Raw genomic sequence first — 26014 nt, 5'->3', positions numbered from 1 at the left:
TCTTCATGACGCGCGCACCGACGGCCACGCCCAGCATGAGCACCGCGGGAATCCCGAGTGCGAGAGGAAGACCGAGCTGGGCGGCGGTCAACCCGATGAGCACGGGACCCGTGACCATCCCGATGTAGCCGATACTGGAGACGCGCGCGATCCTGCTTCCCGCACGTGCCGGATCTAGGTTCCCCGCCACAGTGAGAACTTGGGGGAAGACGCACGACAGCCCGATGCCGAGCACGCCGAAACCGATGATTCCCCCAAGGGCGGATTGACTAGCCAGCCCTCCTATCAAGCCAGCAGCACTAATCAAGGCGCAGACACGGACGAGCAACGCAGGGCCGAACATCGTGACGATGCGATCCCCGGCGAAGCGTCCCACCATCATGGCCACGGAGTAAGCGGCAAAGCCGTTGGCGGCGAGACCCGGTGAGGCTCCCGTGGAATCCTGAAGGTAGACGGCACTCCAATGTTCGACAGTTCCCTCGGCCAGCATGCTGCAGAAGCCCACGGCGCCGAGGATCCAGATGATCCACGTGCTGGATCGTGGGGTGGGGACGAGGGCCAGGGCGTCCGCGGCTTCCGGGTCGTTCTTGTAGCCCTGGTGCTCCTGCCTGAGAGTCCTTACCTTGAGGCCCGCGAAGACGGCCGACACTGAACCGGGCGCCACTATGAGAAGAAACGTCATGGCTGGGTTGAGTCCTGCGCTTGCGCACAGCCCCCCCATCAAGGCTCCGATCAGCCCACCAAGACTGTAGGTAGCGTGGAAGGACGACATGAGCGGGCGTTGATACGCCCGTTCGACGAGCACTGCGTAGGTATTCGCCGCGACGTCCGCAAGCGCGCCCGTGAAGCCGAACACGAATAGTGCCGCTCCCAAAGACCAGCGCTCCCAGGCAAGGGCTGGTCCCAGCAACGTGAGGACCGCAATCGGACCGGCTGTCCTGAGTATCGCCAGGCTGCCGAACTTGTCGATCAGGAGGCCGGCGGGAAGCAGCCCGATGACCGTTCCCAGAGGGCTGGCGATAAGGACTAGGCCCAGTGTCGCATCGTCAAGCTCGAGATCGTTTTTGATGGACGGAATCCGTGACGCCCACAGCGCGACGACGATTCCATTGAGCACGAAGTAGATCGCCACCGCCCGGCGCACGGCATGAAGATCATTGGTTACGGTTCCAACTGGAGCCCAGGGTCCCATTTAGACTTCCCTATGGAGGGTTGATTACCGGTCAATGTGATGGCGGTCATCTCCACTGCCAGGAGACGTCGTCGTAGGCCAGCCACTGGGCGTAGGAGCGGATTCCGTCGGCTATGGGGACGGCGGTCTGGAAACCCAGGTCGTCGCTCATCCGGTCGGTGCACACGACGCCCGAGGCTCCAGTCTCCGGTGCCGCATTCGCGAACCGGGCCGGCACCGCTTTCACCAGGCCGGTCACCATTTTCGCGAGCTCTCCCACGGTCGTGGGCGACACGGAACCGATATTGAGGACCGGAGTCGTCGATGTTGAGAGAACCACCGCCCGCAGGGCCTGCGCCATGTCGTCCACATGGACGAGCTGAACCTGCTGGTCCGCCTGTCCCGCATATTCGATCGGTTCTCCGCGAAGCGCCTGGCAGATGAATGAGCCCGGTGGATGCCGAGGCAGAACGCCCGGGCCGTAGGGGGTGGCGAACCGCACGACCTGGGTGAGCGCGTCTGACCTGTCAGAAATAGAGCGGCAGATGCTCTCCCCGGCCCAGGCCGCTGCGGCGAAAGGTTCGGCCAGCGATACGAAGGGTGTCTCCTCATCAGCGGGAACCGGCAGGTCCCCGTACACCTGCTGGGTGCTGCAGCAGACCAGCTTGCGGATGCCCGCAGCCATGGCGTGCCCGAGCAGACCCCAGCGGGGGCTGCGGCACCAGGCTTGACGTTCCCCGTAGAAGTCGGTCAGGCCGTTGAGGAAGACGACGGCGGTGGTCGCCGAGAACAGGTGTCGGACGTCCTCCACCGAAGCGCTGGGCGGGATGACGGTGATGCCGGGATGCCCCTGGCCGATCGGTTCGATGTCCCAGCTCAGGACGGCCAGACCGCTGTCGGCGAGGCCTCGGGTGAGGTATTCGGCCAGTGGGCTCCGACCGCCACCGGTCACCAGGATCCGCCGGTCCGTCTTGTTCGGGTGAGACACGACACGGCGAGCTGTGCGCGCTCGCTTCGTGGCCGTTCCCCGTCGAAAGTTCAGCCCCTCCACCAGCCCGGCCCAAGCGAGCGATCGTAGCTCCGCCGCTGTCTCCTCCAAGGTCGCCGCAGGCAGGGAGTCGCACAACCCTCCGGGACCGATCGTTCCCAGGGCCAAGTCCAGGACCGCGTCGGACGAGGCGGTGTCACCACAGCTGTCCTTACCTTGACAGACCGCCTGGGCGCGGAGGATTCCCATCGCGAAAGCGGTCATCCACACACCACGCAGTACCTGTCCGGGCAACCGGCCGGTACCTGTGAAGTCGCGCGCTGGGACCGCGATCCCCAGCCTGCGGAGATAGCTCTCGCAGCTCACCGTCTCCCACGTCTGGTCCGCCATCGCGGGAATGCGGACGGCGCAGTAGGACACTCCCTTCTTGAAGAATGGGATCGCCTCGGTCGCGTCGAGCCGGTGCTCGATGCCGCTGTGGCGGTGGCTGACCTCCACGGCCGAGAAACAGGCCGAGCGGCGGAGACCGTGGGCGTCGTTCTGGGCGAGGCTTACGACGTCACCGTGCTCCACCAGGTTGGGCACGGCCAGGTAGGTCGGCACGCCCGAAATCTTCAGATACCGCTGCATGGTGATGTCGTCGGACCACCCGCGGCCATGGCGCCGCGCATACTCCTCGAACCCGCTCGCGACCTTCGCCGGCAGTACCAATGCCACCAGCGGCGTGTACTCGTTCGCGGCGAGGGCCAGCCGGGCACCGGCGAGGGCGCCCATGCGCACCATCGCGCCGTTTCTGGAGTTCCAGTTGGCGTAGAGGGCTAGAGCCGCGTCGGGAAGCAGTTCGATGGTCTCCCGTACACGGTCTAGGAAGCAGCTGGTTAACTGCGCATCGTCCTGTAGGACCAGGTGATGGGAGGCGCCCGAGGGGACCGCGGACCATGCGCGCATGGCTGTTCGCAGCGGGTGGGGTGAACCGTGAGGTTCGGGGTCGGTGACGAGGTCCAGCCAGCCGCCCGCCTGGCCGTGGAGCAGTCGTTCAGCCATGGCGCGCCGTGAGGGGTGGGTCATCACCACGCCGCTCAGCTTCCTGAAGACCATGGGCGCCATCCTTTCCGGTCTGGATGGGAGAACACGCAGAAGGCGACTGAGGCGTCGTCGTGCTTCTTCGTTCGCGGCCATCGCGAGCAGCGCGCGTCGGCTCGCTCCCAGTTGCGCACCATCTCGATCAGGTTGTTTGGACCCTCGTCGTGTAGCGTGCCCAGGACCTCCTGCCACGTCATCACGCCGTAGCCGTCCACCAGGCAGGAGAGGCCGTCGCTCATCAATGCGGCTCGCAGCAGGTCCTGTCTCGGCAGCCATCCGGTCATCGCGTGCCTGGCAGCCTCAGGGTCGGAACCGGCGATCCAGTAACCGTCCGGGCGGTTGCGTAGTCCCTGGAATCCTCCGGCCAGCTGCTGGCGAAGCTCGGCATCGGCATTCGGCTGGCGTGCCTCCCTGTCGAGAAGGGCCAACCGGTCGTCGGTGAACACCCGAATCCCCTCATCTCGGGTTTCGGCGACCAGCACGCAGTCCGCGAGCACCAGATACTCCACCCATCGCATCGACTCCCGGAGTATCGCCACGGCCGCGGCCGGGGTCCACGGGTGGGTGAGATCGCAACTGCCGCGGTGCAGGTCGGCCACGTCAGCGATTGCGTCCGCCAGGGCGTCGCAGAGTGGGCCCGGACCGCTCGCGTGCTGAAGGATGCGCCGCGCCAGCCGGTCGACGTACCAGACGGTGCCATGGTGGCACCCCGATTCCCGGGTGAACCACTGGCTGACCCCGTCGATTACAAGCACAACGCGAGAACTCGCGAGCACGGCGTCCTCGTTGGCCTCGCCGGTTCCCCGCGCGGTGGCCGACGACACGATCACAGCGTTACCTTTCCGCGGTGCGGGACTTCACGTAGGCCGCCAGGATCGGCTGCTCAGGGGGCAGGATGTCGTCAGGGAGCGCGTCCACCGGGAAGAACCGGAGCTCATCGGCCTCCGTGGCGTCACAGGTCGGCGAGCCGACAGCCCTCCCACGGTAGGCCGCGGTCACGTTGAACACCTGGTCTCCGTTGGGATAGGTGTAGAAGTATTCGGGCCCGGAGAACACACCGATCAACTCCATCTCGACGAGGCGCAGACCCGTTTCCTCCAGGACTTCGCGATGCCCGGTCTGCTCGAACGACTCACCGGGCTCCATCAGGCCACCGGGAAGGCCCCAGTCCCCGGTGTCCGTACGCCTCATGAGAAGAACGCGTTCCTCGTTATCAACGATCACGACCGAGGTGCCGGCAAGGATGAGTGGCCTGGTGCCCACCAACGCCCGCAATTCCATTACGTAGTTCTTCATGTTTCATCCATCTGCGGTCAGGGCGGCGGAGACTTCTTCGCTGTTCCGGTGCACGCGGACGATCGTTTCACATACCCGATCCACGGTTTTCTCTTCGAGCCGGTCGAAGAGAGGCAGCGTGAGAAGTTCTCTGGAAAGACGATCGGTGACGTCCAGCGAGTCCCTGTCGGTCACCGCGGTTGCGAAGGACCGTTGCCGGTGAAGCGGCGGGTCGAAATATTTCCTGGTGGAGATGTTGTCCGCCGCCAGTGCCTCCGCCAGAACGTTTCGAGAAACCCCGAATTCCTCAGCGTTGACGCGGATCACGAAATCCTTGTAGCCGGTCAGAGCTTCGGGTTCGACGTGTTGGAAACCGATCCCGGGCACGCCTGCCAACCGATTGCGATATTGCGCCGCCAGCCGACGGCGGCGATCAAGACGTTCGGGTAGCCGTGCCAGGTTTACCCTGCCCAGTGCCGCGTTCAGTTCGCCCAGCCGCCCGTTGAGCCCGGCGAAGAGACTGTCGTAGTCACCCGGGTTGCCGTAGTTCCGAGCGATGCGAAGCTGCTTGGCGAGTTCTCCGTCGTTCGTCGCGATGAGGCCGCCCTCTCCCGCGGTCAGATTCTTGGTCGGGCTGAGGCTGAAGACCTCGGCGATCCCTCTGCACCCGACCGGGCGACCGTCCGCGTACACCGACCCGAACCCGTGCGCGGCGTCGTAGACCACGTCAAGGCCACGACGTGCGGCGACGGCCTGCAGAGCATCCGCAGCGCACGGCACGCCGAAAATGTGAGTGGCGATCACGACTGCCGAGCTTTCCCCGCTCACGGTGTCTACGCTGGCTGGGTCGAGCGTATAGGTCAGATCGTCGCAGTCTGCCAGCACGGGGACCAAACCGCTCCAGATGGCGGCGTGGCCGCTGGCCATGAAGGTGAAGCTGGGTAAAATCGCTTCTCCGGTGGCGGATAGGCATCTCAGCACCAGCATGAGACCCGCAGTGCAGCTGTTCACCGCGATGACGTTCTCCACCGAGAGGAACTCAGCGGCTTCGCGCTCGAAGTCCCGCACCTGGTCCGCGTTGGTGATGTAGCCGGACTCCAGAGCTTTCCTGAAAGCCGCGAACATGCCCTCCTCCACGTCGAGGGCCGGCCGCGTCACCGGGATCGGGGAGGCGAACTCGGGGATCCCGGTGATCACTGCTGGCTTCTTGCCCTGCATCATGCTGATCGCTCTCCTCACTGGGAAGTAGTGAATGACATCTGCGGCCAGGAAGGCACACTTCCGTCCAGGAAGTCGAAATCTCGCTGCGCCAGCCTGGCCTTCAGCGTGTCGTGGTCGCTGTATCTCCGGCTTCGGTAGTCGAGGTAGTCGCCCGTGCGGATGGCATCCCGGATCTCTCGTATTCCGTCCACTGGTGATCTTTCCGGCGTGAAGTTGACGTGTTTCCGGATACGATCAAAATTGACCCGGTAGTCCCGGCCGTCGTTGTGATCATCGTCGATGACCAACTCGGCCTCGGGAACCTCTCGCTTGATCAGTTCGCCGATCTCCCGGATGCGGAAGTTCTGCTCGTTGGATCCGCAGTTGAGTATCTCCGGAACGCCGTCGGCTTGCTCTCCCCTCAACACTGTGGCGATCGCCCTGGCCGCGTCCTGGACATGCAGGAAAGGACGCCACTGCGCGCCGTTTGCCACGGTTATCTTCCGGTCCAGCACCGCCCGCGCGGTCATGACGTTGATGGCGAGGTCGAATCTCATCCTGGGAGCGATCCCGTACAGGGTCGCGAACCGCAGGATGCGGGGCGAGAAGTCGGCGTCCCTGACCGACAGCAGATAGTGTTCCGCGTGTATCTTCGTTTCCGCATACACCGACTTCGGATGAAGAGCCGAATGGACGTCAGCCTCGGCGCCCCAGGACACTCCGTAGTTGCTACACGTGGAGGCGAACACCATCCGAGGCACACGATGCTTCCGGCATGCCTCAGCGAGCCGTACAGTGCCGATGTAGTTGGTTTCCCAGGCGAGATCCTGGTCCAGGCCGCAAGCAGGGTCACCCACGATGGCTGCCAGGTTGACGACCACGTCCACACCGTCGAGAAGGCTCTCCCAGGGGCCTACCTCACGGATGTCCCCCTTTACATAGGAGGCGTTCGCCATCCGGAGACCGGAGATCAGACCGTTGTCGACGACGATCACCCGGTCGCCCTCACCGGACAGCCGTTCCACCAGCGCCGATCCGACATATCCACAGCCGCCGGCGACAAGTACCGTACGTCGTTCCATCGAAACTTACCTTCCTGTTCTCTCTTGGGGGGCTCGTGGATTTCGGTGCGGAGACGCGCTCCAGGCGTCAGGGACACGCGGTTCCACGAGGTGAGCAGGGATCAACCGATGTCTGGGGTCGCCGTGCGCCACTGCAGGGGCTTACCGGGAGCGGTGGCGAGCAGCCGGCCGCCGTACCCGGCCAGCTCCGTGTGCCGCGCGGCATCACCGAGCTCGGCCCACGGAGCTGTGGTGCGCAGCGGAAGGCGGGTCACGATCCTGTTCGCCTCGCTGATGCCGAAGAGGCGGCCTCCGGCTGTGGTCAGACAGATCATGTCGCTGTCTTGACCATCAATTCTCTGCCAGCCTTCGGCCTTCCCGAGCAGGCGGATGGGCAAGTGCCACAGCGCACGGTCGGAGGTGACGACGAAGATGGTTTCGTCCGCGATCGCGATCGCCGTGGCCCGGTCGGGCGCCTCTCCGACGACCTTCCACGTGGCTGGGGCGGTCGTGCCCCACCGGTACAGGATCCGCCCGTCCTCGTTGAGCGAGTAGAGGCCCACCGGCGGCCCTCCGTGCGCCTCCCGCGGTGACGCCATCGCGATGACGCCGGGTGCGTCCCCGGCAGCACGCCACCGGAGATTCTGTCCACAGACCTCGCGGCAGACCAGCGATCCGTCGCTGGTCACTCCGAATAGGGAGTTGTCACAGGCGGCCAGGGCGCGGATGTCAGCTGCCTGGCCTATGGTCTCGAAGCCGGTAGGGAGCAGCGGCCGGGAGAGCCGCTCGACGACGTTCTGCGTGATGCGGGCCACCACCGGGTCGCTCAGCGAGCTACCCCAGTTCACTGTGGCGGCGTTGAAGACGGTGCCGGCTCCGAGCCGGAAGATTCCCATCGTCGCCGCCCCGCCCTGGCCGTAGTCGCGCCAGTGAGAGAGGTCGGCCGTGGCCAGGACGACGAAGGAAGGCGGTGCCCCATCCTTTCCCGTGGCTCGCGGGATCCCGTCGATCTCCTCGTAGTGGACGGCGTCGGTCTCGTAGCCGACGGCCCCGAAACCGAACTTGTCGCCATCGGTGAGGCCGGTGCCGGCGAAGACCCAGTGGTCGGCGAACCGAACGGTGTACGCCTCCGACGCCATCACCTCGGTGTTGTCCCAGCAGCCCGCGCCGTGCCGGAAGCTCACTCCTATCAGACTGTTCTCTGGATAGTTGACAGGGGCGCTCGACCACTCCACGGTGGCCCGGAGCGGGTCGATCAGGGCGATGGGGTCACTGAAGGCGTCGCGGAAGCAGACCATCGTCCGCATGTCATCCTCGAAGCGGACCTGCCACCAGCACGTGTTACCGGAGAAAACGGCGAGATTGCCACCCTTTTTGACAAAGTGTTCGACGGCCTCGCGCATCTCCAGCGACCAGTATTCGTCATGGCCGTTGACAACCAGAAGCTGATAACCGGCGAGTAGGTCGTCGCCATCATGCAGGTCAAGCCCGGAGCAGTATTCGACGTGGTGAGACGATTCAGCCAGCCAGCGCAGCAGCCCCTCTTCCCAGCGCTCGGGTGGTGGCCCGCCGCCGGGCCTGTCGAAAGACACTTTGGTCGCCCGATCGGGCTGCTCTGTCTGGTAGAGCCCCTGATGCGCCACGCCGACCTCATTGTAGGCCTGCCATGTGGGAAAAGGCAGTGATATGAGGACGGGAGAGGTCTCCCCCGGGACCGCAGCGCGGACAACAAAGTAAACCTCTTCCTGGCCCGGCGAGAGGGCAGCGCGGTACAGGCCGCTCGGCCAGTCTCGTGCGACCTTCAGGATCCATGTATGCCCGGTGAAGAGCTCTTCGACGAGGCTCTCACCGCTAATCACGTTCTCAACCCTGACCCGGCCTGCGGGGATTTCCGCCCCGTCCGTGCGGATGTGGAATGCGAGAGTCTTTCCCTGAACGCACGACGTGGCTTCCGCATAAGCGCGCAGCATCGAGAGCGGCCTTTCGGAGTGAAATGTTTGGAAATCGACGGGACGATCTTCCGTCCATGGTCGTGGGTGTCTCGCAAGCGGTCCGCGAATTCTTCCGGATGCCACCTCGGGATCCCCGCTGGTGTGGTTGAAGATGTCTCGCACCCGCCCACTCGTCCGCAACGGACGGGTGTATACGGACGCCTAACCGGACTCGCGTTCCCTTTGTTTCCCTGATGCCAGGAGATGCCGGTGGCGCGTTGGTGATCATAGGTAGGTTCATGCTTTGCTGCAAGGAGGAAAATGGGTGTTCGTCATCATTTTTAGTACCCAGGCATGTCGATCCGCATTTCAGGGCACGATGGCTCTTCCTGTCAATAGTCAACCTCGGCCTCAAGGGGCGTTGACATATGTTGAAAATGCCTGATATGTATATGAATCATATGCTTAAGTGGGCGTCATTTTTATATTGACGCCTGCGCGGGTGCCATGGTCATCGCGAACGGTCTTGCTCTGACGCGCGCGAACGGAAGCGCCGGAAGTGGTGAGCGGCCGACGGTACCCGAATTACCTGCGCATTCCTCGCAGCCCGCGCAACGGGCTTCTGGTGCCGTCGCCGGTCCCGGCGTACGGGACACTTCTGGTCACCAGGTGCCCCTTCTGATGCGACGCGACAGTCTTCCTGAGGAGGAACATGGGAAAAATACTTGCCGTCTCGCCTCATCTCGACGACGCCGTTCTGTCCGTGGGAGGGCATCTCTTCGACCTCGCCGCCGCCGGCCATGACGTGACCGTTCTGACAGTCTTCGCCGGGCACGCGCAACCGCCCTACACCACTATCGCCAGACGTTTTCATGACATGTGGAAGTTGCCCGACGAGCCGGTCGCCCACCGCCGAACAGAGGACATCAACGCTGTCGCCACGTTGGGCGGGACTCCCCGGCACGGTGATTTTCAGGACGTCATCTACAGGATCGATGCCGAAGGGAACGGGGTGATCGACGATGATCCGACCGATCCCTCGGTGGACGACGAGCCGAAGCTCACTGAGGAGATCACTCGCTACCTCGATGGTGTCGTCGACGAGATGCGACCCGAGCTGATTCTCACCTGCGCGGCGATCGGCGACCACGTGGACCACCGCCGGACCCGCGATGCCGTTCTCGCGACCACGCTAGGGACGAGGACACCGTTGCGACTCTGGGAGGACCAGCCCTATGTCACGGCGCAGGGTGGTCTTCCGCAGCTGGAGGTGTCCTCTCCGGTCAGCGCGCGACCGGTCGCGGTGAGCGAGGCGGGCTGGAGGGCGAAGATCAAGGCGATCGGTTGTTACGCCTCCCAACATGGCATGCTCGCAAAGGGCGGAGACCTCTACGCGTCGCTGGAGGCGATCGCTGCCGCCAGGGCGCGGGACTCCGGCATCGGGACGAAAGCGGAATTGTTCTGGGAGGTGTGCTGAACCAAGCGGGGCCGTGGGTGCTTGTCCATGGCCGTCACGGTGACGACGCCGGCGCCTTTGACGATCCGGCTGCCTAGCGCCACGTCGAAGGTTCGGCGCTGCGGCAGCAATCGCAACGATCGTGTTATCTGCGGCTTTGCGGATCATCGAGTCCCGCCCGGAGCGGGCGATCGGATGATCGCCATGGCCGGTGGCCTGTCCGCGAGGCCGTCGCGGCGATTCACGGGTGTTCAACTGCCGCAGGCCCTTGGTTGAACACCCGCTCCTCAGCTGAAGTCTTCACCGGATCTGGGCCTGTGGCGGCCGAAAGTCGGCCTGACGCCGAAGCTGAGCGATGCCGAGCCGGTCACCCTGGCGGTGATGCAGGCCCTGCTCGGCTTCACCTGCGAAGCCCGCTGGTTGCGCCACGCGCACGCCCACCTGCGCCCGTTGTTCCCCTGCCTGCCCAGCGGCCCGGCTACAACAAGCGGTTGCGCCGTACGGCCCCGCTCATCGGCCGCCTTATCCGCCTGCCGACCACCGGCACCGCGTTCTGGTCCGATGACGTGTGGGTCGCCGACTCCACGCCGGGGAATGCGGCCGCTCACGACAGACCGCCAAGCGCTCGGAGTTGGCCGGCTGGGCCGAGTACGGCTACTGCGCCAGGTGGTCGCATCGGTCAAGTCGCATCGGTCAACCAGACTCTGAAAGGCCAACCTGACCTGGAACGGCATGGTGGCCGTACCCCCGCGGGAGTGATCGTCCGCGTCCTGCACCGCCTTCTCGCCCTGACCGCCGCTCTTTGGCACAACCACACCACCGGCCAGGCCGTACCGCGTTCACTGACCGCCTACGATCACCGATTTCCCCTTGGAATGGATCGTCTAGAGAGCGCGTCCGGTGAAGAGAGGACGCAGCCGGTTGTCGAACATGGTCAGCGCCGACCCGATGGCCATGTGCATGTCCAGGTACTTGTATGTGCCGAGCCGCCCTCCGAATAGCACTCCGGCTTCTGACTTCGCACGCTTCCTGTAGCGGGCGAGTACCTCCCGATCGGCCGCGGAGTTGATCGGATAGTACGGCTCGTCATCGCCTTCGGCGAATCTCGAGTACTCCCGCATGATCACTGTGCAGTCGTCTGGGTAGTGGGTTCGCTCCGGGTGGTAGTGCCGGAATTCGTGAATTCGCGTGTACGGAACAGCAGGATCTGAATAGTTGATCACCGGAGTGCCCTGGAAGTCTCGTATCGGCTTGGTCTCCAGTTCGAAATCCAGCGTCCGCCAGCCCAGTCTGCCCTCGGCGTATCCGAAGTATCGATCAAGCGGCCCGGTATAGACGACGGGTACGGATCCCGCGAGATTCGAGCTGAGATCAAAGAAGTCGGTTTGGAGCCGGATCTCGATCCTCGGGTGCTCCGCCATGCGCCCCAGCCAGGCTGCGTAGCCGTCACGAGGCAGTCCCTCGTAGGTGTCCTCGAAATATCGGCCGTCGAAGGTGTAGCGCACAGGGAGGCGAGAAATGATGTCGGCGGGCAGTTCCCGGGGATCGGTCTGCCATTGTTTCACGGTGTCTTCTCGTGACCTGACCGGTGCCATCGTCCGACTGTCGCACCAGGTGGGCGGAGTTCCACTGGCCGCCTGGGATCCTTTCCTACTCGCCGTGGTGATCGCTTTCGCCGGTCCCGGCGCGGTGCGAATGACCACCGATCTCAGCGGCGTTCACGGCGAGGATCGTGTTCAGGTATGCAGGTCGTAAAGACGCGTTCAGTTATCGCGGCTGGATAGCTCGGCCAGTTCGAACTCGCCGTGTAGCGCCGAGATGTCGGCGAACGCCGTGATCCGGACTACCAGGTCCGGCTCCAGCAGGATGTCGTCCGCCCAGGCTCCTGGTCGGCGCCGAGCCGGAGTGGGGGTCAACTGGTGTCGGTGAACCGCAGGTAGTAGCCGTCCGGATCGTGGACGCGGAAATCGGTCAGGCCCCAAGGACGGAGCTTCAGGTCCTCAGCCAACGGCCATCCCGCTGCGATGACGCGATCACGTTCGGCGCGAACGTCGTCGACCTCAATGACGATCTCCGTCCCGTCCGGCACGCTTCGAGCAGCCCGGTCGACTGGGCGCCACGCAAGCGCCGCCCCGATCCGCACACCGTCCCTGCGCACGGCGGCATAGCCCGAGCCGGTGTCCGCCTGGACAGCGGTGAAGCCCAGTACCCGCTGATAGAAGTCGAGGAAGGCGACGAGGTCGGCGACGAACAACTCGATCCGTAACTGCACTGGCATCTATCGCCCCATCGGAGAGTCTGGGCCGAGGATGTCAGCGTTGATCTCATACACGAGCTCGGCCATGCCCGCCACTTCTACCACGGTGACCCCGGCAGCGGCGAGTATCTCCACGCCCACGCAGTCCGCGACGAACAGCGACGGTTCTCGCGCTGCGAACACCACGCGCCCGATCCTGGCGGCGAGGATGAGCTCGGCGCAGCTGTGCGGCCTGGAGCGCCGCGCGCTGCAGGGTTCGAGCGAGGTGTAGAGCGTCACCCCGGTCAAACGCTGGTCGATGCTCAGTCGGCCCAGTGCCGACTCCTCGGCATGACAGACCTCGTCGGAGTCCCGTGAGTAACCGCTGGAGATCGAGAAGCCCGTCGCGTCAACGACGACGCATCCGACGCTGAACGCTGTGGCGGACGGCGGGCAGCGCCGGGAGAGCTCGATCGCGTGCGTTAGCCAGTGCCGGTCCGCGTCCGTGGGGCGGGTCATCGGTCAGACCTCCGTAAGCCGGTAACGCAGTAGGACGACGTCGCCGATCTGCCGCACGCCCTCCAGCGTGAGGTCGCGGCCGATGGCGGTCGGTGGGGCACCAGGGTCGAAGAAAGCGGGGGCATCGCGGTCACCGATGAGCATCGGCGACACGACCAGTTGCAACTCGTCGGCTAGTCCAAGGGATAGGAACTGGGTGTGGACGGTCGTGCCGCCCTCAACGAGCAGCCGCGTCACACCGCGGTCGCCCAGATCGTCCAGGACTCGGCCCAGGTCCAGCGGATTGCCGCCGTTGGCCACAGCGGCGGCCCCGGCCAGGCGCCGCCGTACGGAGGACAGAGCGGGAGTTGGGGCGTAGACGAGCCTGTCGCCCTCGCCGTAGAAGAACTGGTGATCCGGGGCGAGCCCGGTCGCGGTGACCGTGACACGCAGGGGTTGCGCTGGACAGCCGCGGGCCAGACGAGCCTCAACTCGGGCGGCGGAGCGTACCCGCAATCGGGGGTTGTCCGCTCGGATGGTTCCCGCGCCGACCAGGATGGCGTCGCAGTCGGCGCGCAGCGCGTCGACCCGGTCGAGGTCAGCCTCGTTGGAAAGGATCAGCCGCCGGTCCGACGCGTCGTCGATCCGCGCGTCCAGGGACATCGCGCAGCTCAGGATGGTGTAGGGGCGCACGCCCGCTCCTTCCGCCTGCTTCCGTGCCGCGCGCCGTCACGCAGCGCCGTCCAGGCGGTATCGACCAGCAGGTCAAACCGGCTGGCCCACCGCTCGACAGCCTGCGGTCTGCACAGCCCACCCTCGACGTAGGACAGCAGCGCCGCATCGCTCAGGGAAGTACGGTTCCGCAGCGGCTCGGCGTCAGGGTTGACGACCGCGGCGGTGAAGCCCAGGGTGAACGCCGAGAGATAGACCTCGCGGACCAGACGGTGCGCGGCCGCACGCCGCTCCGGCAGGGGGCGTAGCCGGTCCATAACTTGGGCGGCGGCGGCCCGCACCGCGCCCCAAGGCAGCCCGACGGCCGCGAGGTGGCCACTGCGCGTCTGCGTCTGCCATCGGGCCCGCCCTCGTCGGGACGGCATTCGCAGCAGTGACCGCCGGTGGTCGAACCTCGGCCAGGCCGGGATGTCCGGAGCGCACGACTCCACCGCCGCGGCCAAGTGGCGGCTCTGAAAACACACCGCTTTCCTGACGCCCTGGAAATCCCAGCCGCTGAGGCTGGCCAGCTCACGGTGCTCGACGAGGTTCGGCGTGCGCAGCAGAGGTGGGAGCGCCTGGGTGGCGAGGAACCGCACCATGACCTCGTCGTCATCGGCCTCACCGGCACGGGCGGCGGCGGTCGCGGCCTCGGCGAACCCGTGCGCCGTCGCGCAGGGCATGACGACTGCGAGTGAGGGGAAGTACTCGTCGGTCATCGGCGTCACCCACGTGTGGCCAGCGAACATCGCCACCCGGGCGACCGAGCCGTTCCAGCTCGCGGAGTTCGCATACAGGGTCAGGACCCGCTCCGGATGGGAGTGCACGGCCCGTTCCACGAGCGGCCAGAAGTCCCGGGCCGGCTCGGCGTCGTCCTGCACCACCAGGTGGTGCGTGCTGCCGGGCGGGCAGCTGGCCCAGGCCCGTGCGGCGGTGCGCAGGGGACTGGGCCGTCCCCCTGGGTCGGGGTCGAAGACGACCGCGGTGCCCCGGCCAAGCTCGGCAGCCAGGCGCCGGGCGTCGACCGCCCGGCGCGGGTGCGCCATGACCGCGGAGCTCATCACCGGTTGAGTCATGTTCTGGCCCCGTTGGCGTCCGCGAACCGGTCCGGCTGGCCGATAGGGCCGTCGGGCACCCAACTGAGTCGGGGGATATGCCGATTGACGATATCGCCGTCGACCAGCTTCGCGGACTGCTGATGCCGCAGGTGGCACATCCGATCGTCGAAGTAGTGCACCGCAGTCGCCAGGTGCAGGCGGAGCAACACATCCATGTCCTCGCCTCCCCACCCTTCGTGTCGTTCATCCCAGCCGTTGATGGCGTCGAACACCGGCCGTCGCAGCCACACGCAGCCGCCGGGGGGCCGTCGTACCAGGAATCCGCGTAGCAGATTCCAGTCGACGTTCAACTCGCCACCCTCGCAGCGGCGCTGTACAGCTGTCGCAGTCGCCGCCGTGTCGAGGTACAGCATGTCGCGGTAGGGGAGGAAGGCGCCGAGCCCGTCGGCGTCGAACCTGGTCAGGTTGCGTGCCACGAAGTCCGCGTCGACCAGGACGTCGGCGTCGAGCACGCACAGGACCTCGGGCTGGCACCGGGCATGCCGTACACCGAGGTTGACGGTCCAAGACTTGTTGAAGGCACGCGGATTGGCGGCGAACAGGTACTCGTCGGCCAGCGCGGAGACGGCGGCCTGCCACCGGGGCTCGGTGTCGGTCTCGACCACGACGACCCGGTAGGCGTCCCGCGCCGCGGTTTGGTCGCGCAGCGCGCGCAGGCAGGACAACAAGCGAGCGGCCCGCTCCCCGGGCTCGCCGCGGTCCTGGAAGGGGATGATCACCGCAACCCGGGGGGCTGTCTCATTCGTGCCCGAGGGCGGCTGGTCGCCCTCAGCTGCGGCGGCCGTCGCGTGACTGCGCCGGTAGGGCTCCTTCGTGGCGGCCGCTATGTGGTCATAGCGCGCGCCCAAGTGGTAGCCGATGCGGACGTGGGGTGCCGCCACCCGCCAGGCCTGCACCAGGCCGTCCAGTATCGCGGGTTGTCGGGCGTACGCCTCGGTCAGTACGGCGCGCAGGTTTCGGTAGGCTCGCACGTCGCCAGGCGCGCCGGACAGGTTCGCCGCAGCCAACCTGATCTCCTCGGACCCGTGCTCCAGCAGGTAGGCGGTCACCGGCTGGAGCCAGCGAATGGTGCGCTGCCAGTAGAAGACGTTGGCGGTGCGCGCGTCGGAGTCCGCAGAGATCACCACCGCGTCGGCCGCTGCGGTGGCCAGCCGACCGCCCGGGGCGCTCACGGTGCCGACGCAGCTGTCTCACGGGCCACTTCGTAGACCTTCCCATCGTACGAACTGGCGAGGAAGATGTCCCGATCGGTGTCGTAGGCCAGCGAGGAGATGCCGGCGGCGGTCGGCCGGGTCGTCGTCCAAATCTCCCGGACGCGGTCGTAGACCGCGATGAGGCCGTCGTACGCGCCGGTGGCGATGTGGTCGCCGGCGGCACTGGCGGCGACGCACTTGATGGAGTGCGTGTGCGGGGTCGCGATGGCCTGCGCGGTGAAGTCGGGAGCCCAGATCCGCAGCAGGAGATCGCGGCTGACGCTGGCGAACCAGCCGTTACCCAGCGCGGCGCAACCGTTGGCGATCTTGTCGTGCGCTCCGGGGATCCGCTTGATCAGCTCACCGGTGAGCGCGTGGTGCCACGCGGCCCCGGTGTCGGCGCAGACGGAGAAGATCAGGTGCCCGTCGACCACGACGCCCTTAACCGCGTTGTCGTGCAGCCGCAGGTCGCCGGCGTGCTCAGCGGTGCCGTCCAGGTGAATGCGCAGCAGGACACCCTCGCCGGTGTAAGCGCCCACGATGGTGTACGGCACGCCGTCGCGGTCGAACGTGGCCCCGCAGTTCAGCGGCGACCGGTGTTGGTGGAGCAGACTCCCGGTGCCGGCGTCGAATATCCGGCCCATCTGCCCTCCGGTGACGATCAGCCCAGCGGAGGGGGTCAGGAAGTTGCACAGGCTGCCCAGCCGCCGGACCTCGGTTCGGGCACCGTCGGTCACAGCCCAGACGATGCCGGCATCGCCGACAGTCAGGACCTGGCCGCCGGTCGCGCACACCGCGTTGACCCCTTCAGTTACCGCGATGTTCTCGTCGAGCCAGGTGCCCACGCCATAGTCGTAGGTGCGGTAGGAGGCGCCGAAGGTGCCCAGTACCAGGGTCGTGCCGGCGGCGAAGGCGCACGACCGGGGCCACACGTCGGCGGGCAGGTCGGTCTGCGCGACCTTGTCGAGCCCGTCGGAGTCCAGCCGCCACAGGTACATCTTGCGGTCATAGCTCAGGCTGACTAGTAGGCCGCGCTCGGAGGAGAGGACCAGGCGCTTCACGCCGGCGTCGTGTGCGGGGACGACGACCTTGCCGCCCTCGCGCAGGATGATGATCTGTCCAGCGTCGTTGCCGGCGTAGATGGTCCGATCCGGGCTGATCACCACGGTGTCCGTCTCGATGCCGCCAAGGTCGATGTCCTCGGTCATCGCGTCGGTCTCCAGCGACCAGCGCTTGACAGTCCCGTCGTCACTGGAGGTGACGAGCTCTCGCGCACCGCGCACCCACTCCACCGAGATGACGTCGGCGGTGTGGCCGGTGAACAGATGCGTCAGCCGGCCCTCGAAGTCATAGACGCGGACCTTGTGGTCGCGTGAGGCAGTCGCGACGAGTGGCTGGTCGGGGTGGAACACCGACATCTCGACGTCGTCGCTCTGGTCGCCCAGCACGGCTAGGAGTCTGAGCTCGGGCACCTGCCACAGGCGGGCGGTGTAGTCGCTGGACGAGGTGACCAGCCGGGTGCCATCAGGGCTGAACGCGCACTGATTGGCGAGGTGGTCGTGGTATGCGCGGGACAAGGGCTCGCGGGTGCGCTGGTCCCAGAGCACGATCTGGTTATCGTACCCGGCCGTGGCGATATATCTTTCCTGGAAAGCCGCGATCCCGCTGATCGGACCATGGTGCTGAATCATGATGAGACCTTCTCCTCATTGCTCGGGCCGAGGCTGTTGAGATGGCCGAGCAGTTGGTCTTTGGTACGTAGGTAAAAGAAATTGTGGGGATTCACGAAGCCGCTGTGCGGCAGCCTTTCCACGCCGATGCCGCCATCGACAAGAGCCGCCATCTTGGCCGGGTTGTTGGTAATCAGACGGACACGGTCGATGCCCAGCCAGCGTAAGGCGGCAACCGCCGGCGTGTAATTCCGCGAGTCCACGGGCAGGTCCAGCTGAATGTTTGCCTCGACCGTGTCGAGCCCTTTGTCCTGGAGGGCGTAGGCGCGGATCTTGTTCGCCAGCCCGATGCCGCGGCCTTCGTGCCGCAGCAGGTAGAGCAGGATCCCATGGTCGGCCTCGAAGAGCAGGTCGATAGCCCCCTGCAGCTGTGGGCCGCAATCGCAGCGCATCGACCCGAGGACGTCGCCGGTGAAGCAGGCGCTGTGCAGCCGCACCAGTGGGGGGCCGGTCTTGGCCGATTCCACGCGGTGCACGATGGCCGCGACCTCCTCCGGGCCATCCGACCCTTTGCCAAAGATGTGAAGGTCGGCCACCCCTGAGAGGGTGGGCAATGTGCAACTCGCCTGCAGAGTTATTTCTGCACTCATTCACATACCCCTATTTGTGTTTAGTTGGCAGATGGTATCCAGCGTTGTTTGGGGTGACAAGGCGATGCGATATGAGGCGTTCAACTGGCGCCGATATCCAATTGAACATCGGTTATCGTGGGGAAATTCGCTGAGGAGCCGAATCGTGCACAATATTTCTGCCATTGGGTCGTTGGCGCTGCGGGCGAGTCCGGGGCTACTCGCCGCCTCGATCGCGCTCAATCTCGTGATGGGGGCGCTGCCAGCGGTGTCCATAGTCTGGATGAGCATCATGTTCGACCTGCTGGGGCGGGCGGCCGACACCGGCGAACTGGCGGTCGCGATCGGGCTCGCTGTCGGCGCGTTCGTCCTGCAGCAACTGCTGGCCCCCTTCCAGACCGCGCTCGGCGAGATGATCATGCGGTGCGTGGACGGTCACTGCGTCACGCGGACGATGAGGGCCGCGCTTGTCACCGCGCCGATGATGGCGTTGGAGGAACGGCACGGCGCCCAGCTGCTCGCGGATGCCCGTGACGGCTTCGATCGCGTGCAACCCACCCCTGGGGACGCCGTCGCGGGAACCTTGGCCCTGATTGCCCGCTACACGTACCTGCTGACCACGGCGGTTCTCATCGGTGTGGTCCTGGGGCCGGTCCCCGCCGCGATCATGACTGGGACGGCGCTGGTGGTCAGGTTCGGCCAGCGGCGGTCCCTGGGGCGCTTCTCCGCACTATGGAGCGGTCTGATCGGCGCCCGGCGGAAGGCCGCTTATCTGCGCGGTGCTGTGTCGAGCCCGCAATGGGCCAAGGACATCCGGTTGCTGCGTCTGCTGCCCTGGTTGCAGGTCAGGCACGATAACGACTCTCGGGACTACTTCGCGTTGCTCTGGTCGGGGCGGCGACGCATCTATTTCGCGCCCTTCCTGGGGCACTCGCTGGTGGCGCTGCTCGGTGGCGGGCTTGTCCTGGTGCCAATGGCGCGGGAGGCCGCGACGAGCGGGCTCACCCTGTTTGAGCTGTCGCTCGCGATCCAGGCGACCCTGGTCCCGATCCGCTTCGGCGTCTTCTTCCCGGAAAGCGACGTCAAGACCCAGGTGGGACTGAAGGCATACCACGCGCTTGCAGAGTTCGAGCGGTCCGCGCTGCCCCAGAAGGACACCATCCCCGTCGTAACGGCGCCTAACACGCTCCAGGAGGCGATTCGCTTCGAGAACGTCAGTTTCGGTTACGGAGATCAGGCCGTGCTGCGCGGCCTGGATCTGGAGATCCGGGCCGGTTGTTCGACGGCGATCGTCGGGCTCAACGGCGCGGGCAAGACCACCCTGGTGAAACTGCTGGCCAAGCTCTACGAACCCGGGGGCGGGCGGATCACGGTCGACGGGACCAGTCTGTGTGAGATCGACGCCGATCTCTGGCAGCGGCGGATCGCCATCATCTTCCAGGACTACGTTAGGTATGAGCTAAGCGCCGCCGACAACATCGGCCTGGGGGCGCTGCCCCTCCTGCACGACGAGGCCGCGCTGCTGGCCGCGGCCGAGCGCGCGGGCGCGGTGGAGGTCGTGCGGTCACTACCCGAGGGGCTGCGCACGCCGCTGTCCAAGGCGTACTCCGGAGGCAGGGACCTGTCCGGGGGGCAGTGGCAGCGCATCGCGATAGCCCGCGCCTTCCTGGCCGTGGCCGCGGGAGCCTCGACGCTCGTCCTCGACGAGCCAACGGCCCAGCTCGATGTGCGGGCGGAGGTGGAGTTCTATGACCGCTTCCTCGACCTCACCCAGGGTCTGACCACGGTCATCATCTCCCACCGTTTCTCGACGGTGCGGCGCGCGGACCGGATCGTCGTCCTTGAACATGGCAGGGTTGCGGAGGCTGGCACTCACGCTGAGTTGCTTGACCTGGACGGGCGCTACGCCCATCTGTTCCGGTTGCAGGCCCGGCGTTTCGCCGACGACCACCCGCTGGAGCCGACTCAATGAGATCGCTGTTGCGCGCGGTGTCCGCGCTGTTCGTCCTGGCAGCGCGGACCGACGGCGGCCGGCTGACCCGTGCCTCTGTACTGATGCTGCTCGGTTATCTGGCTACGCCGCTCATCTCCCTGGCGTTGATGGTGCTCACCAACGCTGCGATCGGGGGGGACATCGCGGCAGCCACCTGGTCCGCGTCGGCCGTGGCTGTGCTCCTCGTCGTGGAGCTTATGGCCATGCACTTCGCGCACCTGTTGTACTTCGAGGTCGGCGAGCTCGGCGAGGTGACGCTCAACGCCCGACTGGCCGAGCTCGTGCAGGGCGCCCGGGGCGTGGAGCACTTCGACGATCCCGAGGTGGCCGACACCGTGGTCCTGATACGCGAGGGGTTCGCGCAGACTCGCGACGCCATCGAGGCACTGCTCCAGCTGTGCGGCCTGGCCCTCCAGACCGTGCTCACCGCCGTCTTGCTGGCCTGGCTGGATCCCTGGCTGCTCCTGCTGCCGCTGGCTGCGCTGCCACCCGTGCTGATTGGCGATCGCGCGCAGCGCGTGCTCGATCGAGTCAAGCAGGAGACAAGCGAGGACGCTCGGCGCGCGGCCCATCTCCTCGCGCTGGCCACCTCAGCGAACTCGGCTAAGGAGCTGCGACTATTCCACGTGGCGGGGGAGGTCATCGACCGCCACGTGGGTTATTGGTCGCAGATATCGGTCGCATTAGGTCGGGCGCACCTGAGAAGCGCGGCGCTGCGCGGTGCCGGACAGCTGGTATTCGCCCTGGCGTATGGTGGGGCCATCGCCATCGTAATCTCTCGGGCCGTCGCGGGTGAGGTCGACCTTGGCCAGGTCATCCTGGTCATCGCTTTGGCGGTCCAGGTTGGCGCGCAGGTCTCTGTCGCGCTCGGGCTCTTAGCCAGGCTGCAGGTCGGCGGCCTGGCGCAGGAACGGCTGGCCCGCCTGCGGCGACGGATGAGCGAGCCGGCCGGCCGCATGCCAGCCACCCGCCCGGCCCCTCGGCGCCTGGCCCGCGGGATCCGGCTGGAGAACGTCAGCTTCGCCTACCCGGGCACCGACCGGCTCGTCCTGCGCGATGTGTCGCTCGACCTGCCCGCCGGCGGCACGGTGGCGGTCGTCGGAGAGAACGGGTCGGGTAAGAGCACGCTGGTGAAGTTGTTGTGCGGGCTCTACGAGCCGACCGAAGGTCGGATCCTGGTAGACGGGGTGGACCTGCGGGAGATCGCCCCCGACCTGTGGCGCGCGCGATTGGCGACGCTGTTCCAGGACTTCGCCCGATTCGAGTTGCAGCTGCGGGAGAACATCGGAGTAGGGGAACTGCGCCGGCTTCACGACGATGAGGCGCTGGTCGAAGCGCTGCGCCGGGCAAATGCCGAGACGATCCTGAGTAGGGTGCCCGGTGGTCTGGACGGGCTGCTCGGGCTCAGCTACGGCGATGGCGTGGAGCTATCGGGAGGACAGTGGCAGAGCCTGGGACTGAGCCGCTGCCAGTTGAGGGACGATCCGCTGCTCTTGGTGCTGGACGAGCCCGCGGCGGCCCTCGATGCCATGGCTGAGCACACGCTGTTCGAGCGCTATGCGCTCTCCGCCCGAGCCGCGGCCGTCACGGTCTTCGTGTCCCACCGGTTCTCGACGGTCAGAATGGCCGGCTCGATCGCCGTGCTCGACGGCGGGCGTCTGATCGAGGTCGGTGGCCATGAGCGCCTGATACGGCAGAACGGGCTCTACGCCGAACTGTTCGGCCTGCAGGCCCGCACCTATCACTGACGATGATCATGTCCACGGTTTGTCGCCGCGGACGGCGAAGCGAGGGCGCTCTCGCTTGATCGGAGTGCGGTCGTCCAGGTAGTGGTCACACTCGAGGTGGTAATGCCGGAACTTTCGCCACGTTGAGGTGATCATCCGAGGTGGCCGACGCGTGGGTTGTTGAGGCCGGCGGAACCATTGAAAAATTATTGAGAATCACTAATGGGGTTGACGGATCGTCGTGGCCCGGATCCTTTTCTTGTTATTTGCTGCTGCTTTCGCATTTCTCAATCGCATCGCACATAATTACCGATTATGCAGGGTTCAAAGGATTCATTAGTAACGTTCCTCGACAAGGACCTCACCAAGGGTTCAAGGGGCCTGAGTGAGCACTCGACGCGGATCCCCCTCGACGTCTTGCTGCCCGCGGACTCTCCCAGAAGCGCTGGCGAGGACATGGCGCACTTGCACGCGCTGACCGAGGTGGAAGGCACGCTGCCGCCGATTACCGTGCACTACCCCACCATGCGGGTCATTGATGGCATGCACCGGCTGCGGGCCGCTCGCCTGCGCGGGGACGGCACAATAGACGTGCGGTTCTTCGAGGGCAGCGAGCGTGACGCCTTCGTGCTTGCTGTCCGGCTGAACATCGCGCACGGCCTACCGCTCTCTCGGGCCGACCGCGCCGCCGCGGCCGTCCGGATCATCGAGTCCCACCCGGAGTGGTCCGACAGGATGATCGCCTCCGTCAGTGGCATGTCCCGCAAGGCTGTTGCCGCGATCCGCGGGCGTTCGACCGGCGGAGGTCTTCACTTGAACACTCGCACCGGGGTGGATGGCCGGGTCCGCCCGCTCAACGCGGCCGATGGGCGTAGGCTGGCGTTTCAGCTGATGTCCGAACAGCCGGACGCCTCGCTCAGGGAGATTGCCAAGCGGGCCGGGATCGCAGTCGCCACCGCGAGGGACGTGCAGCAGAGGGCCCGTCGCGGGCAGGACCCGGTTCCCCCCAAGCTCCGCAAGGCGGACGGGGATGGCGCTTCCCGGCTCCACGAGGAGGCGGTCGGGCGGGGCGACGAAGATCTGCCCACTGAGGTCTCTCTCGACGGGATGATCTCGACGTTGTGCAAGCTCAAGCGGGATCCGTCGTTGCGCTTCAGTGAATCGGGCCGTACTTTGCTGCGTCTGCTGGACTCCATGTCCGTACTCAGCTCCGAGGAGGGGCTGCGCCTGGCCAGCAGCGTCCCGCCGCACTGCACGGAACGGCTCGCGCAGGCCGCCCGGGCCTGCGCGCAAGCCTGGCTCTACTTCGCGCGCGAAGTCGGCGAGCGTGGCCGCGAGCTGGCCTAAGCTTGTCGTATAACCCCTGACCTGTGCATTTCCCTTGATGGGCTATGGCGGTGACATATTGGGCTGTAACAGTTCGGATGCCGGACATGAAAACGGCCACAGTCTCGTCGTCGAGTTGCCAAGACATCGAGATGAAAGTGGTGGCCGTAATGTTCATGCTGGCACATACTGTGGCACGCGGCCCAGACACGCACGAGAAAGGACTCCGCGCTGAAGCGCTGACGGGAATTGTCGGACTTCCGCACCGGGTTCTACGACTTCCTGGACGGCTGTGGGCTCGTGCGCCGAAATCCTCCGCGGCCCCCGCAGGGTCGGCACCTGTGTAGGGCCATCGCCGTTCTTTGGAATCGCCGGGGCGCTCGAGGAAGAAAAGGGATTGTTGGTTGACGTTCAAGCGAGTCGTCATCTAGCGTTCTATTGATTGGGGGATTTTCAATTCTGACTTTATATAAGGGGTCGGAAAGATGTCGGCGCTGGGGTGTCTGAAATTAAGCGTGGCTGTGATGTACCATCCGAGTCGGGCGTCACGTGCGCGGGAATTGGCCGAGCAATGCGCGGAGCTGCGACCGGAATTGGTTGCCGATCCCGATCCTGCTGGATTTCCCAGCCCGTTGCGCACGGCAAAACTCGCATGGGCGGCCTGCGCCTCGGGTGCCACCCATCACCTGGTACTCCAAGACGATGTGGTCCTTGCCAAGGGCTTCGCCGCGCACCTGGAAGCAATCGTGCGATGTCGTCCAGACCACGGGATCGCGCTGTATGTCAACCGCAACAGCCAGCGCAACGCGTACCTGTTTCGCCGCGCCGCGGCGCTGGGCGTGCGCTGGTCGCAGGTGTCCAGGTTCGAATACACGCCTACCCTGGGGTTCCTTCTCCCCGCCGACCAGGCCAAGGAACTGGCGAGATACCTGAGCGCCGTTCCGGACGAATTTCGAGACGACGACGAGGCGGTGACACTGTTCTGCCGGAACCAGGGGATTCCCGTGGTGTCGGCGGTCCCGAACCTGCTTGATCACGGCGACCTGCCGAGCGTGGCGGGAAACCATGAGCACGGCGCCCGGCATGCGGCGGCGTTCGCCGACCGGGTGGGTGTGGACATCGCCTACTGGGAGGAAGACCCGGCAGAGGAGTCACGGGAAGGGGCGCGCGAAGGTCCTCCTTTCGCACTGGAGATCTACGACTCGCGGTGCCTCATCCGGTTTACCAGGCCGGGTTCAAGTGAACCGGTCGACAACCTCTTCGGGTGGTATTGGCACGACTGGTGTGAACTGCTCGGTGTGGTCGCCGACCATGTGCTTGAAACATGGCGTGAACACATGGTGAACATTTCTTCGGATATTGGTTTTCCGTTCGAGGCTGCCCTGGAATTGTGGGCCGCCGGCTATGTGCTCGGCTTCGACACCTCGTCTTCCCGTGCCGCCGCCGTTTCTCCGGCTTTCCGCGCGTCGGTCGAATCATGGGTCGTCTGCGGGTTGGCGCCCGACGACGACGCGCGGCTGGATGCGTCCTCACGCGAGAAACTGATTGAGACCTGTCTCGCGGGCTTCCAGATCGGGCGCACCGCCTCCGCGTCCGTACGGAGCGCCGCATGATCCGGAAGGGGGAACCATCGTTCGAGCTGCTCTCCCGGATGGCCAGGCGGGAAGCCATGTCCCTCACGCTGATACCCGACCTTGAGGTGAGAGTCGATTCGCCGAGGCCGAGGATTCTCTTCGACACGAGGGAATGCCCGTGGTGCGAGGCCGGGATGCCCGGCACCAGGGCACCGCTCAGGGAAGTGGCGTCAGCGGCCGGGGCGGCCGGTCTTGGTGGCTCGTCGCCAGAGCTTTCCGTCCTGCACTGCGAGGAACTCACCGCGCGGTCCCTCCTGCCGTTGAGCTTGATCAGGACTGTGGAAGGAGCAGCCCGTCCCCGGCTCAGCACTCGCGCCTCGTTCTGGGCGGATTTCATAGGCTCCGCGCCGCTGTCCCATGATGACGTGTTGCGAGGCCTGGAGACGCTCGACAGCAGGGAGAGCTGGCTGGATGACCTGCTCCCCGCGTTCCACTCCGGCCACGCCGCCTGGACCCAGGAGATCCAGGAACCCAGCCGCGTGCTTCCCGCGTCGACCAGGATCACGCACCCCGGCGGGGTGGACGGCGTGTTGGCCTCCCGTCAGAGTCTGCACTTTCTGACCCCGCACATGGACGGTGCTCTTGTCGGACGGTTGAACGGCATTTATCTGTCCGCGCGGATGGCCGCCGTGCGCGACGCGTTGAAGCCGCCGGCCCATTGCGCCTTTTCACTCTGATTCCCTACAGGGCAGGAGAGGAGGACTTGCACGACCTCGGCGACATCATGACCCGCGTCCGCAACCACATGCGCGCCGAGCCGCCCCGCTCCGCCGCCCCCCGCAAACCCCGCAAGTAAGCGCCCAGCCCTTCAGCAACGACAATTATCGGCAGGCGCAGACGTGATTTGCCGGTACGTTCCGGGACGGACGAGCACGGACCGAGCACGCCGACCCGGTATACCGATTTCCGGGGCCGCCACTGGATATGGGAGGCGGGACCACCTGTGCGATCAGCGAGCGGGCCATGAGCTGACCAGTGGCTCGGTTACGCACCCGGCGGCGCGCGCGGATCAAGTCAGTCAGGCGACGCTCTGCCCGGACGGCTGCTCAGCGGAAGTCGGTGATGCGGAACACCGCCATCATGTCCGCGGCCCTGGAACCGGGTGAGAAGGAGG

General features: G+C 65.8%; 21 protein-coding genes and 1 pseudogene. 6 read left to right on the top strand and 16 right to left on the bottom strand.

Translation table 11 applies throughout. The annotated features are described in order from the left end of the window. Positions 1-10: 10 nt before the first annotated feature. From ACFY2X_RS38605 to ACFY2X_RS38575, 7 genes and pseudogenes are all read right to left on the bottom strand, one after another. A pseudogene (locus ACFY2X_RS38605) lies at positions 11-1192 on the bottom strand (MFS transporter); the annotation flags it as partial. 46 nt (positions 1193-1238) lie between these two features. Continuing rightward, on the bottom strand, positions 1239-3257 hold the full coding sequence (locus tag ACFY2X_RS38600; RefSeq protein ID WP_389948038.1) for an NAD-dependent epimerase/dehydratase family protein: 2019 nt from the start codon (positions 3255-3257) through the stop codon (positions 1239-1241). Then, complete coding sequence (locus ACFY2X_RS38595) at positions 3239-4072, bottom strand: integrase (RefSeq protein ID WP_389948037.1); 834 nt, start codon at positions 4070-4072, stop codon at positions 3239-3241. The genes ACFY2X_RS38600 and ACFY2X_RS38595 overlap by 19 nt, the downstream gene beginning before the upstream one ends. A 4-nt stretch (positions 4073-4076) precedes the next feature. Continuing rightward, on the bottom strand, positions 4077-4538 hold the full coding sequence (locus tag ACFY2X_RS38590) for an NUDIX hydrolase (RefSeq protein WP_389948036.1): 462 nt from the start codon (positions 4536-4538) through the stop codon (positions 4077-4079). Between the two features lie 3 nt (positions 4539-4541). Next, a complete protein-coding gene (locus ACFY2X_RS38585) occupies positions 4542-5738 on the bottom strand; it encodes a DegT/DnrJ/EryC1/StrS family aminotransferase (protein WP_389948035.1) in 1197 nt (398 codons plus the stop codon). Between the two features lie 14 nt (positions 5739-5752). Next, positions 5753-6799: an NAD-dependent epimerase/dehydratase family protein gene (locus ACFY2X_RS38580; protein WP_389948034.1), complete on the bottom strand. Its 1047-nt coding sequence runs from the start codon at positions 6797-6799 to the stop codon at positions 5753-5755. A gap of 101 nt (positions 6800-6900) precedes the next feature. Continuing rightward, the gene (locus tag ACFY2X_RS38575) at positions 6901-8748 is read right to left on the bottom strand and encodes a N,N-dimethylformamidase beta subunit family domain-containing protein (RefSeq protein ID WP_389948033.1); all 1848 of its coding nucleotides are present in this window, start codon (positions 8746-8748) and stop codon (positions 6901-6903) included. A gap of 673 nt (positions 8749-9421) precedes the next feature. Between ACFY2X_RS38575 and ACFY2X_RS38570 the strand changes: the two genes are divergently transcribed. Then, positions 9422-10186, top strand: a complete 765-nt coding sequence (locus tag ACFY2X_RS38570) for a PIG-L deacetylase family protein (RefSeq protein ID WP_389948032.1) — start codon at positions 9422-9424, stop codon at positions 10184-10186. A gap of 863 nt (positions 10187-11049) precedes the next feature. On the opposite strand, the gene ACFY2X_RS38565 is transcribed toward ACFY2X_RS38570, so the two are convergent. The 9 genes from ACFY2X_RS38565 to ACFY2X_RS38525 all read right to left on the bottom strand — a co-directional run bounded on the left by ACFY2X_RS38565 (position 11050) and on the right by ACFY2X_RS38525 (position 18241). Continuing rightward, entirely contained in the window at positions 11050-11760 is a 711-nt protein-coding gene (locus ACFY2X_RS38565) for a UDP-galactopyranose mutase (RefSeq protein ID WP_389948031.1), read from the bottom strand. 168 nt (positions 11761-11928) lie between these two features. Further along, the gene (locus ACFY2X_RS38560; protein WP_389948030.1) at positions 11929-12081 is read right to left on the bottom strand and encodes a hypothetical protein; all 153 of its coding nucleotides are present in this window, start codon (positions 12079-12081) and stop codon (positions 11929-11931) included. Then, positions 12078-12443, bottom strand: a complete 366-nt coding sequence (locus ACFY2X_RS38555) for a VOC family protein (RefSeq protein WP_389948029.1) — start codon at positions 12441-12443, stop codon at positions 12078-12080. The genes ACFY2X_RS38560 and ACFY2X_RS38555 overlap by 4 nt, the downstream gene beginning before the upstream one ends. Further along, positions 12444-12920, bottom strand: a complete 477-nt coding sequence (locus ACFY2X_RS38550) for a dCMP deaminase (RefSeq protein WP_389948028.1) — start codon at positions 12918-12920, stop codon at positions 12444-12446. It abuts the gene before it with no gap. 3 nt (positions 12921-12923) lie between these two features. Further along, complete coding sequence (locus ACFY2X_RS38545; protein WP_389948027.1) at positions 12924-13592, bottom strand: RibD family protein; 669 nt, start codon at positions 13590-13592, stop codon at positions 12924-12926. Continuing rightward, positions 13571-14686 carry a hypothetical protein gene (locus tag ACFY2X_RS38540; RefSeq protein ID WP_389948026.1) on the bottom strand — a complete coding sequence of 372 codons (1116 nt, stop codon included), beginning with the start codon at positions 14684-14686 and terminating at the stop codon, positions 13571-13573. The genes ACFY2X_RS38545 and ACFY2X_RS38540 overlap by 22 nt, the downstream gene beginning before the upstream one ends. Beyond that, positions 14683-15900, bottom strand: a complete 1218-nt coding sequence (locus ACFY2X_RS38535; protein ID WP_389948025.1) for a glycosyltransferase — start codon at positions 15898-15900, stop codon at positions 14683-14685. The genes ACFY2X_RS38540 and ACFY2X_RS38535 overlap by 4 nt, the downstream gene beginning before the upstream one ends. Then, complete coding sequence (locus ACFY2X_RS38530) at positions 15897-17612, bottom strand: WD40 repeat domain-containing protein (protein WP_389948024.1); 1716 nt, start codon at positions 17610-17612, stop codon at positions 15897-15899. Before ACFY2X_RS38530 ends, ACFY2X_RS38535 begins: the two co-directional genes overlap by 4 nt. Further along, a complete protein-coding gene (locus ACFY2X_RS38525; protein ID WP_389948023.1) occupies positions 17609-18241 on the bottom strand; it encodes a GTP cyclohydrolase II in 633 nt (210 codons plus the stop codon). The genes ACFY2X_RS38530 and ACFY2X_RS38525 overlap by 4 nt, the downstream gene beginning before the upstream one ends. A 172-nt stretch (positions 18242-18413) precedes the next feature. Between ACFY2X_RS38525 and ACFY2X_RS38520 the strand changes: the two genes are divergently transcribed. The 5 genes from ACFY2X_RS38520 (at position 18414) to ACFY2X_RS38500 (ending at position 25577) form a co-directional block, all read left to right on the top strand. Next, the gene (locus ACFY2X_RS38520) at positions 18414-20192 is read left to right on the top strand and encodes an ABC transporter ATP-binding protein (protein ID WP_389948022.1); all 1779 of its coding nucleotides are present in this window, start codon (positions 18414-18416) and stop codon (positions 20190-20192) included. Then, on the top strand, positions 20189-21961 hold the full coding sequence (locus ACFY2X_RS38515; protein ID WP_389948021.1) for an ATP-binding cassette domain-containing protein: 1773 nt from the start codon (positions 20189-20191) through the stop codon (positions 21959-21961). The genes ACFY2X_RS38520 and ACFY2X_RS38515 overlap by 4 nt, the downstream gene beginning before the upstream one ends. Positions 21962-22255: 294 nt before the next feature. Further along, positions 22256-23287 (top strand): ParB/RepB/Spo0J family partition protein, encoded by a 1032-nt coding sequence (locus tag ACFY2X_RS38510; protein WP_389948020.1) that lies wholly within the window; start codon positions 22256-22258, stop codon positions 23285-23287. Positions 23288-23751: 464 nt separating this feature from the next. Then, on the top strand, positions 23752-24879 hold the full coding sequence (locus ACFY2X_RS38505) for a hypothetical protein (RefSeq protein WP_389948019.1): 1128 nt from the start codon (positions 23752-23754) through the stop codon (positions 24877-24879). Beyond that, positions 24876-25577, top strand: a complete 702-nt coding sequence (locus tag ACFY2X_RS38500; RefSeq protein ID WP_389948018.1) for a hypothetical protein — start codon at positions 24876-24878, stop codon at positions 25575-25577. The genes ACFY2X_RS38505 and ACFY2X_RS38500 overlap by 4 nt, the downstream gene beginning before the upstream one ends. Positions 25578-26014 lie beyond the last annotated feature (437 nt).

This window comes from Streptosporangium sp. NPDC000396 (genome assembly GCF_042898655.1).
Lineage (GTDB): Bacteria > Actinomycetota > Actinomycetes > Streptosporangiales > Streptosporangiaceae > Streptosporangium.
This window is presented reverse-complemented; position numbering and strand designations above follow the sequence as displayed.

Bases quoted from the DNA above. Each gene is read 5' to 3' on its own strand.
- ACFY2X_RS38505 (WP_389948019.1), top strand. From the start codon at position 23,752: ATGTCGGCGCTGGGGTGTCTGAAATTAAGCGTGGCTGTGATGTACCAT.
- ACFY2X_RS38540 (WP_389948026.1), bottom strand. From the start codon at position 14,686: ATGACTCAACCGGTGATGAGCTCCGCGGTCATGGCGCACCCGCGCCGG.
- ACFY2X_RS38515 (WP_389948021.1), top strand. From the start codon at position 20,189: ATGAGATCGCTGTTGCGCGCGGTGTCCGCGCTGTTCGTCCTGGCAGCG.
- ACFY2X_RS38500 (WP_389948018.1), top strand. From the start codon at position 24,876: ATGATCCGGAAGGGGGAACCATCGTTCGAGCTGCTCTCCCGGATGGCC.
- ACFY2X_RS38600 (WP_389948038.1), bottom strand. From the start codon at position 3,257: ATGGTCTTCAGGAAGCTGAGCGGCGTGGTGATGACCCACCCCTCACGG.
- ACFY2X_RS38590 (WP_389948036.1), bottom strand. From the start codon at position 4,538: ATGAAGAACTACGTAATGGAATTGCGGGCGTTGGTGGGCACCAGGCCA.
- ACFY2X_RS38510 (WP_389948020.1), top strand. From the start codon at position 22,256: ATGCAGGGTTCAAAGGATTCATTAGTAACGTTCCTCGACAAGGACCTC.
- ACFY2X_RS38585 (WP_389948035.1), bottom strand. From the start codon at position 5,738: ATGATGCAGGGCAAGAAGCCAGCAGTGATCACCGGGATCCCCGAGTTC.
- ACFY2X_RS38525 (WP_389948023.1), bottom strand. From the start codon at position 18,241: ATGAGTGCAGAAATAACTCTGCAGGCGAGTTGCACATTGCCCACCCTC.
- ACFY2X_RS38565 (WP_389948031.1), bottom strand. From the start codon at position 11,760: ATGGCACCGGTCAGGTCACGAGAAGACACCGTGAAACAATGGCAGACC.
- ACFY2X_RS38550 (WP_389948028.1), bottom strand. From the start codon at position 12,920: ATGACCCGCCCCACGGACGCGGACCGGCACTGGCTAACGCACGCGATC.
- ACFY2X_RS38530 (WP_389948024.1), bottom strand. From the start codon at position 17,612: ATGATTCAGCACCATGGTCCGATCAGCGGGATCGCGGCTTTCCAGGAA.
- ACFY2X_RS38570 (WP_389948032.1), top strand. From the start codon at position 9,422: ATGGGAAAAATACTTGCCGTCTCGCCTCATCTCGACGACGCCGTTCTG.
- ACFY2X_RS38580 (WP_389948034.1), bottom strand. From the start codon at position 6,799: ATGGAACGACGTACGGTACTTGTCGCCGGCGGCTGTGGATATGTCGGA.
- ACFY2X_RS38555 (WP_389948029.1), bottom strand. From the start codon at position 12,443: ATGCCAGTGCAGTTACGGATCGAGTTGTTCGTCGCCGACCTCGTCGCC.
- ACFY2X_RS38575 (WP_389948033.1), bottom strand. From the start codon at position 8,748: ATGCTGCGCGCTTATGCGGAAGCCACGTCGTGCGTTCAGGGAAAGACT.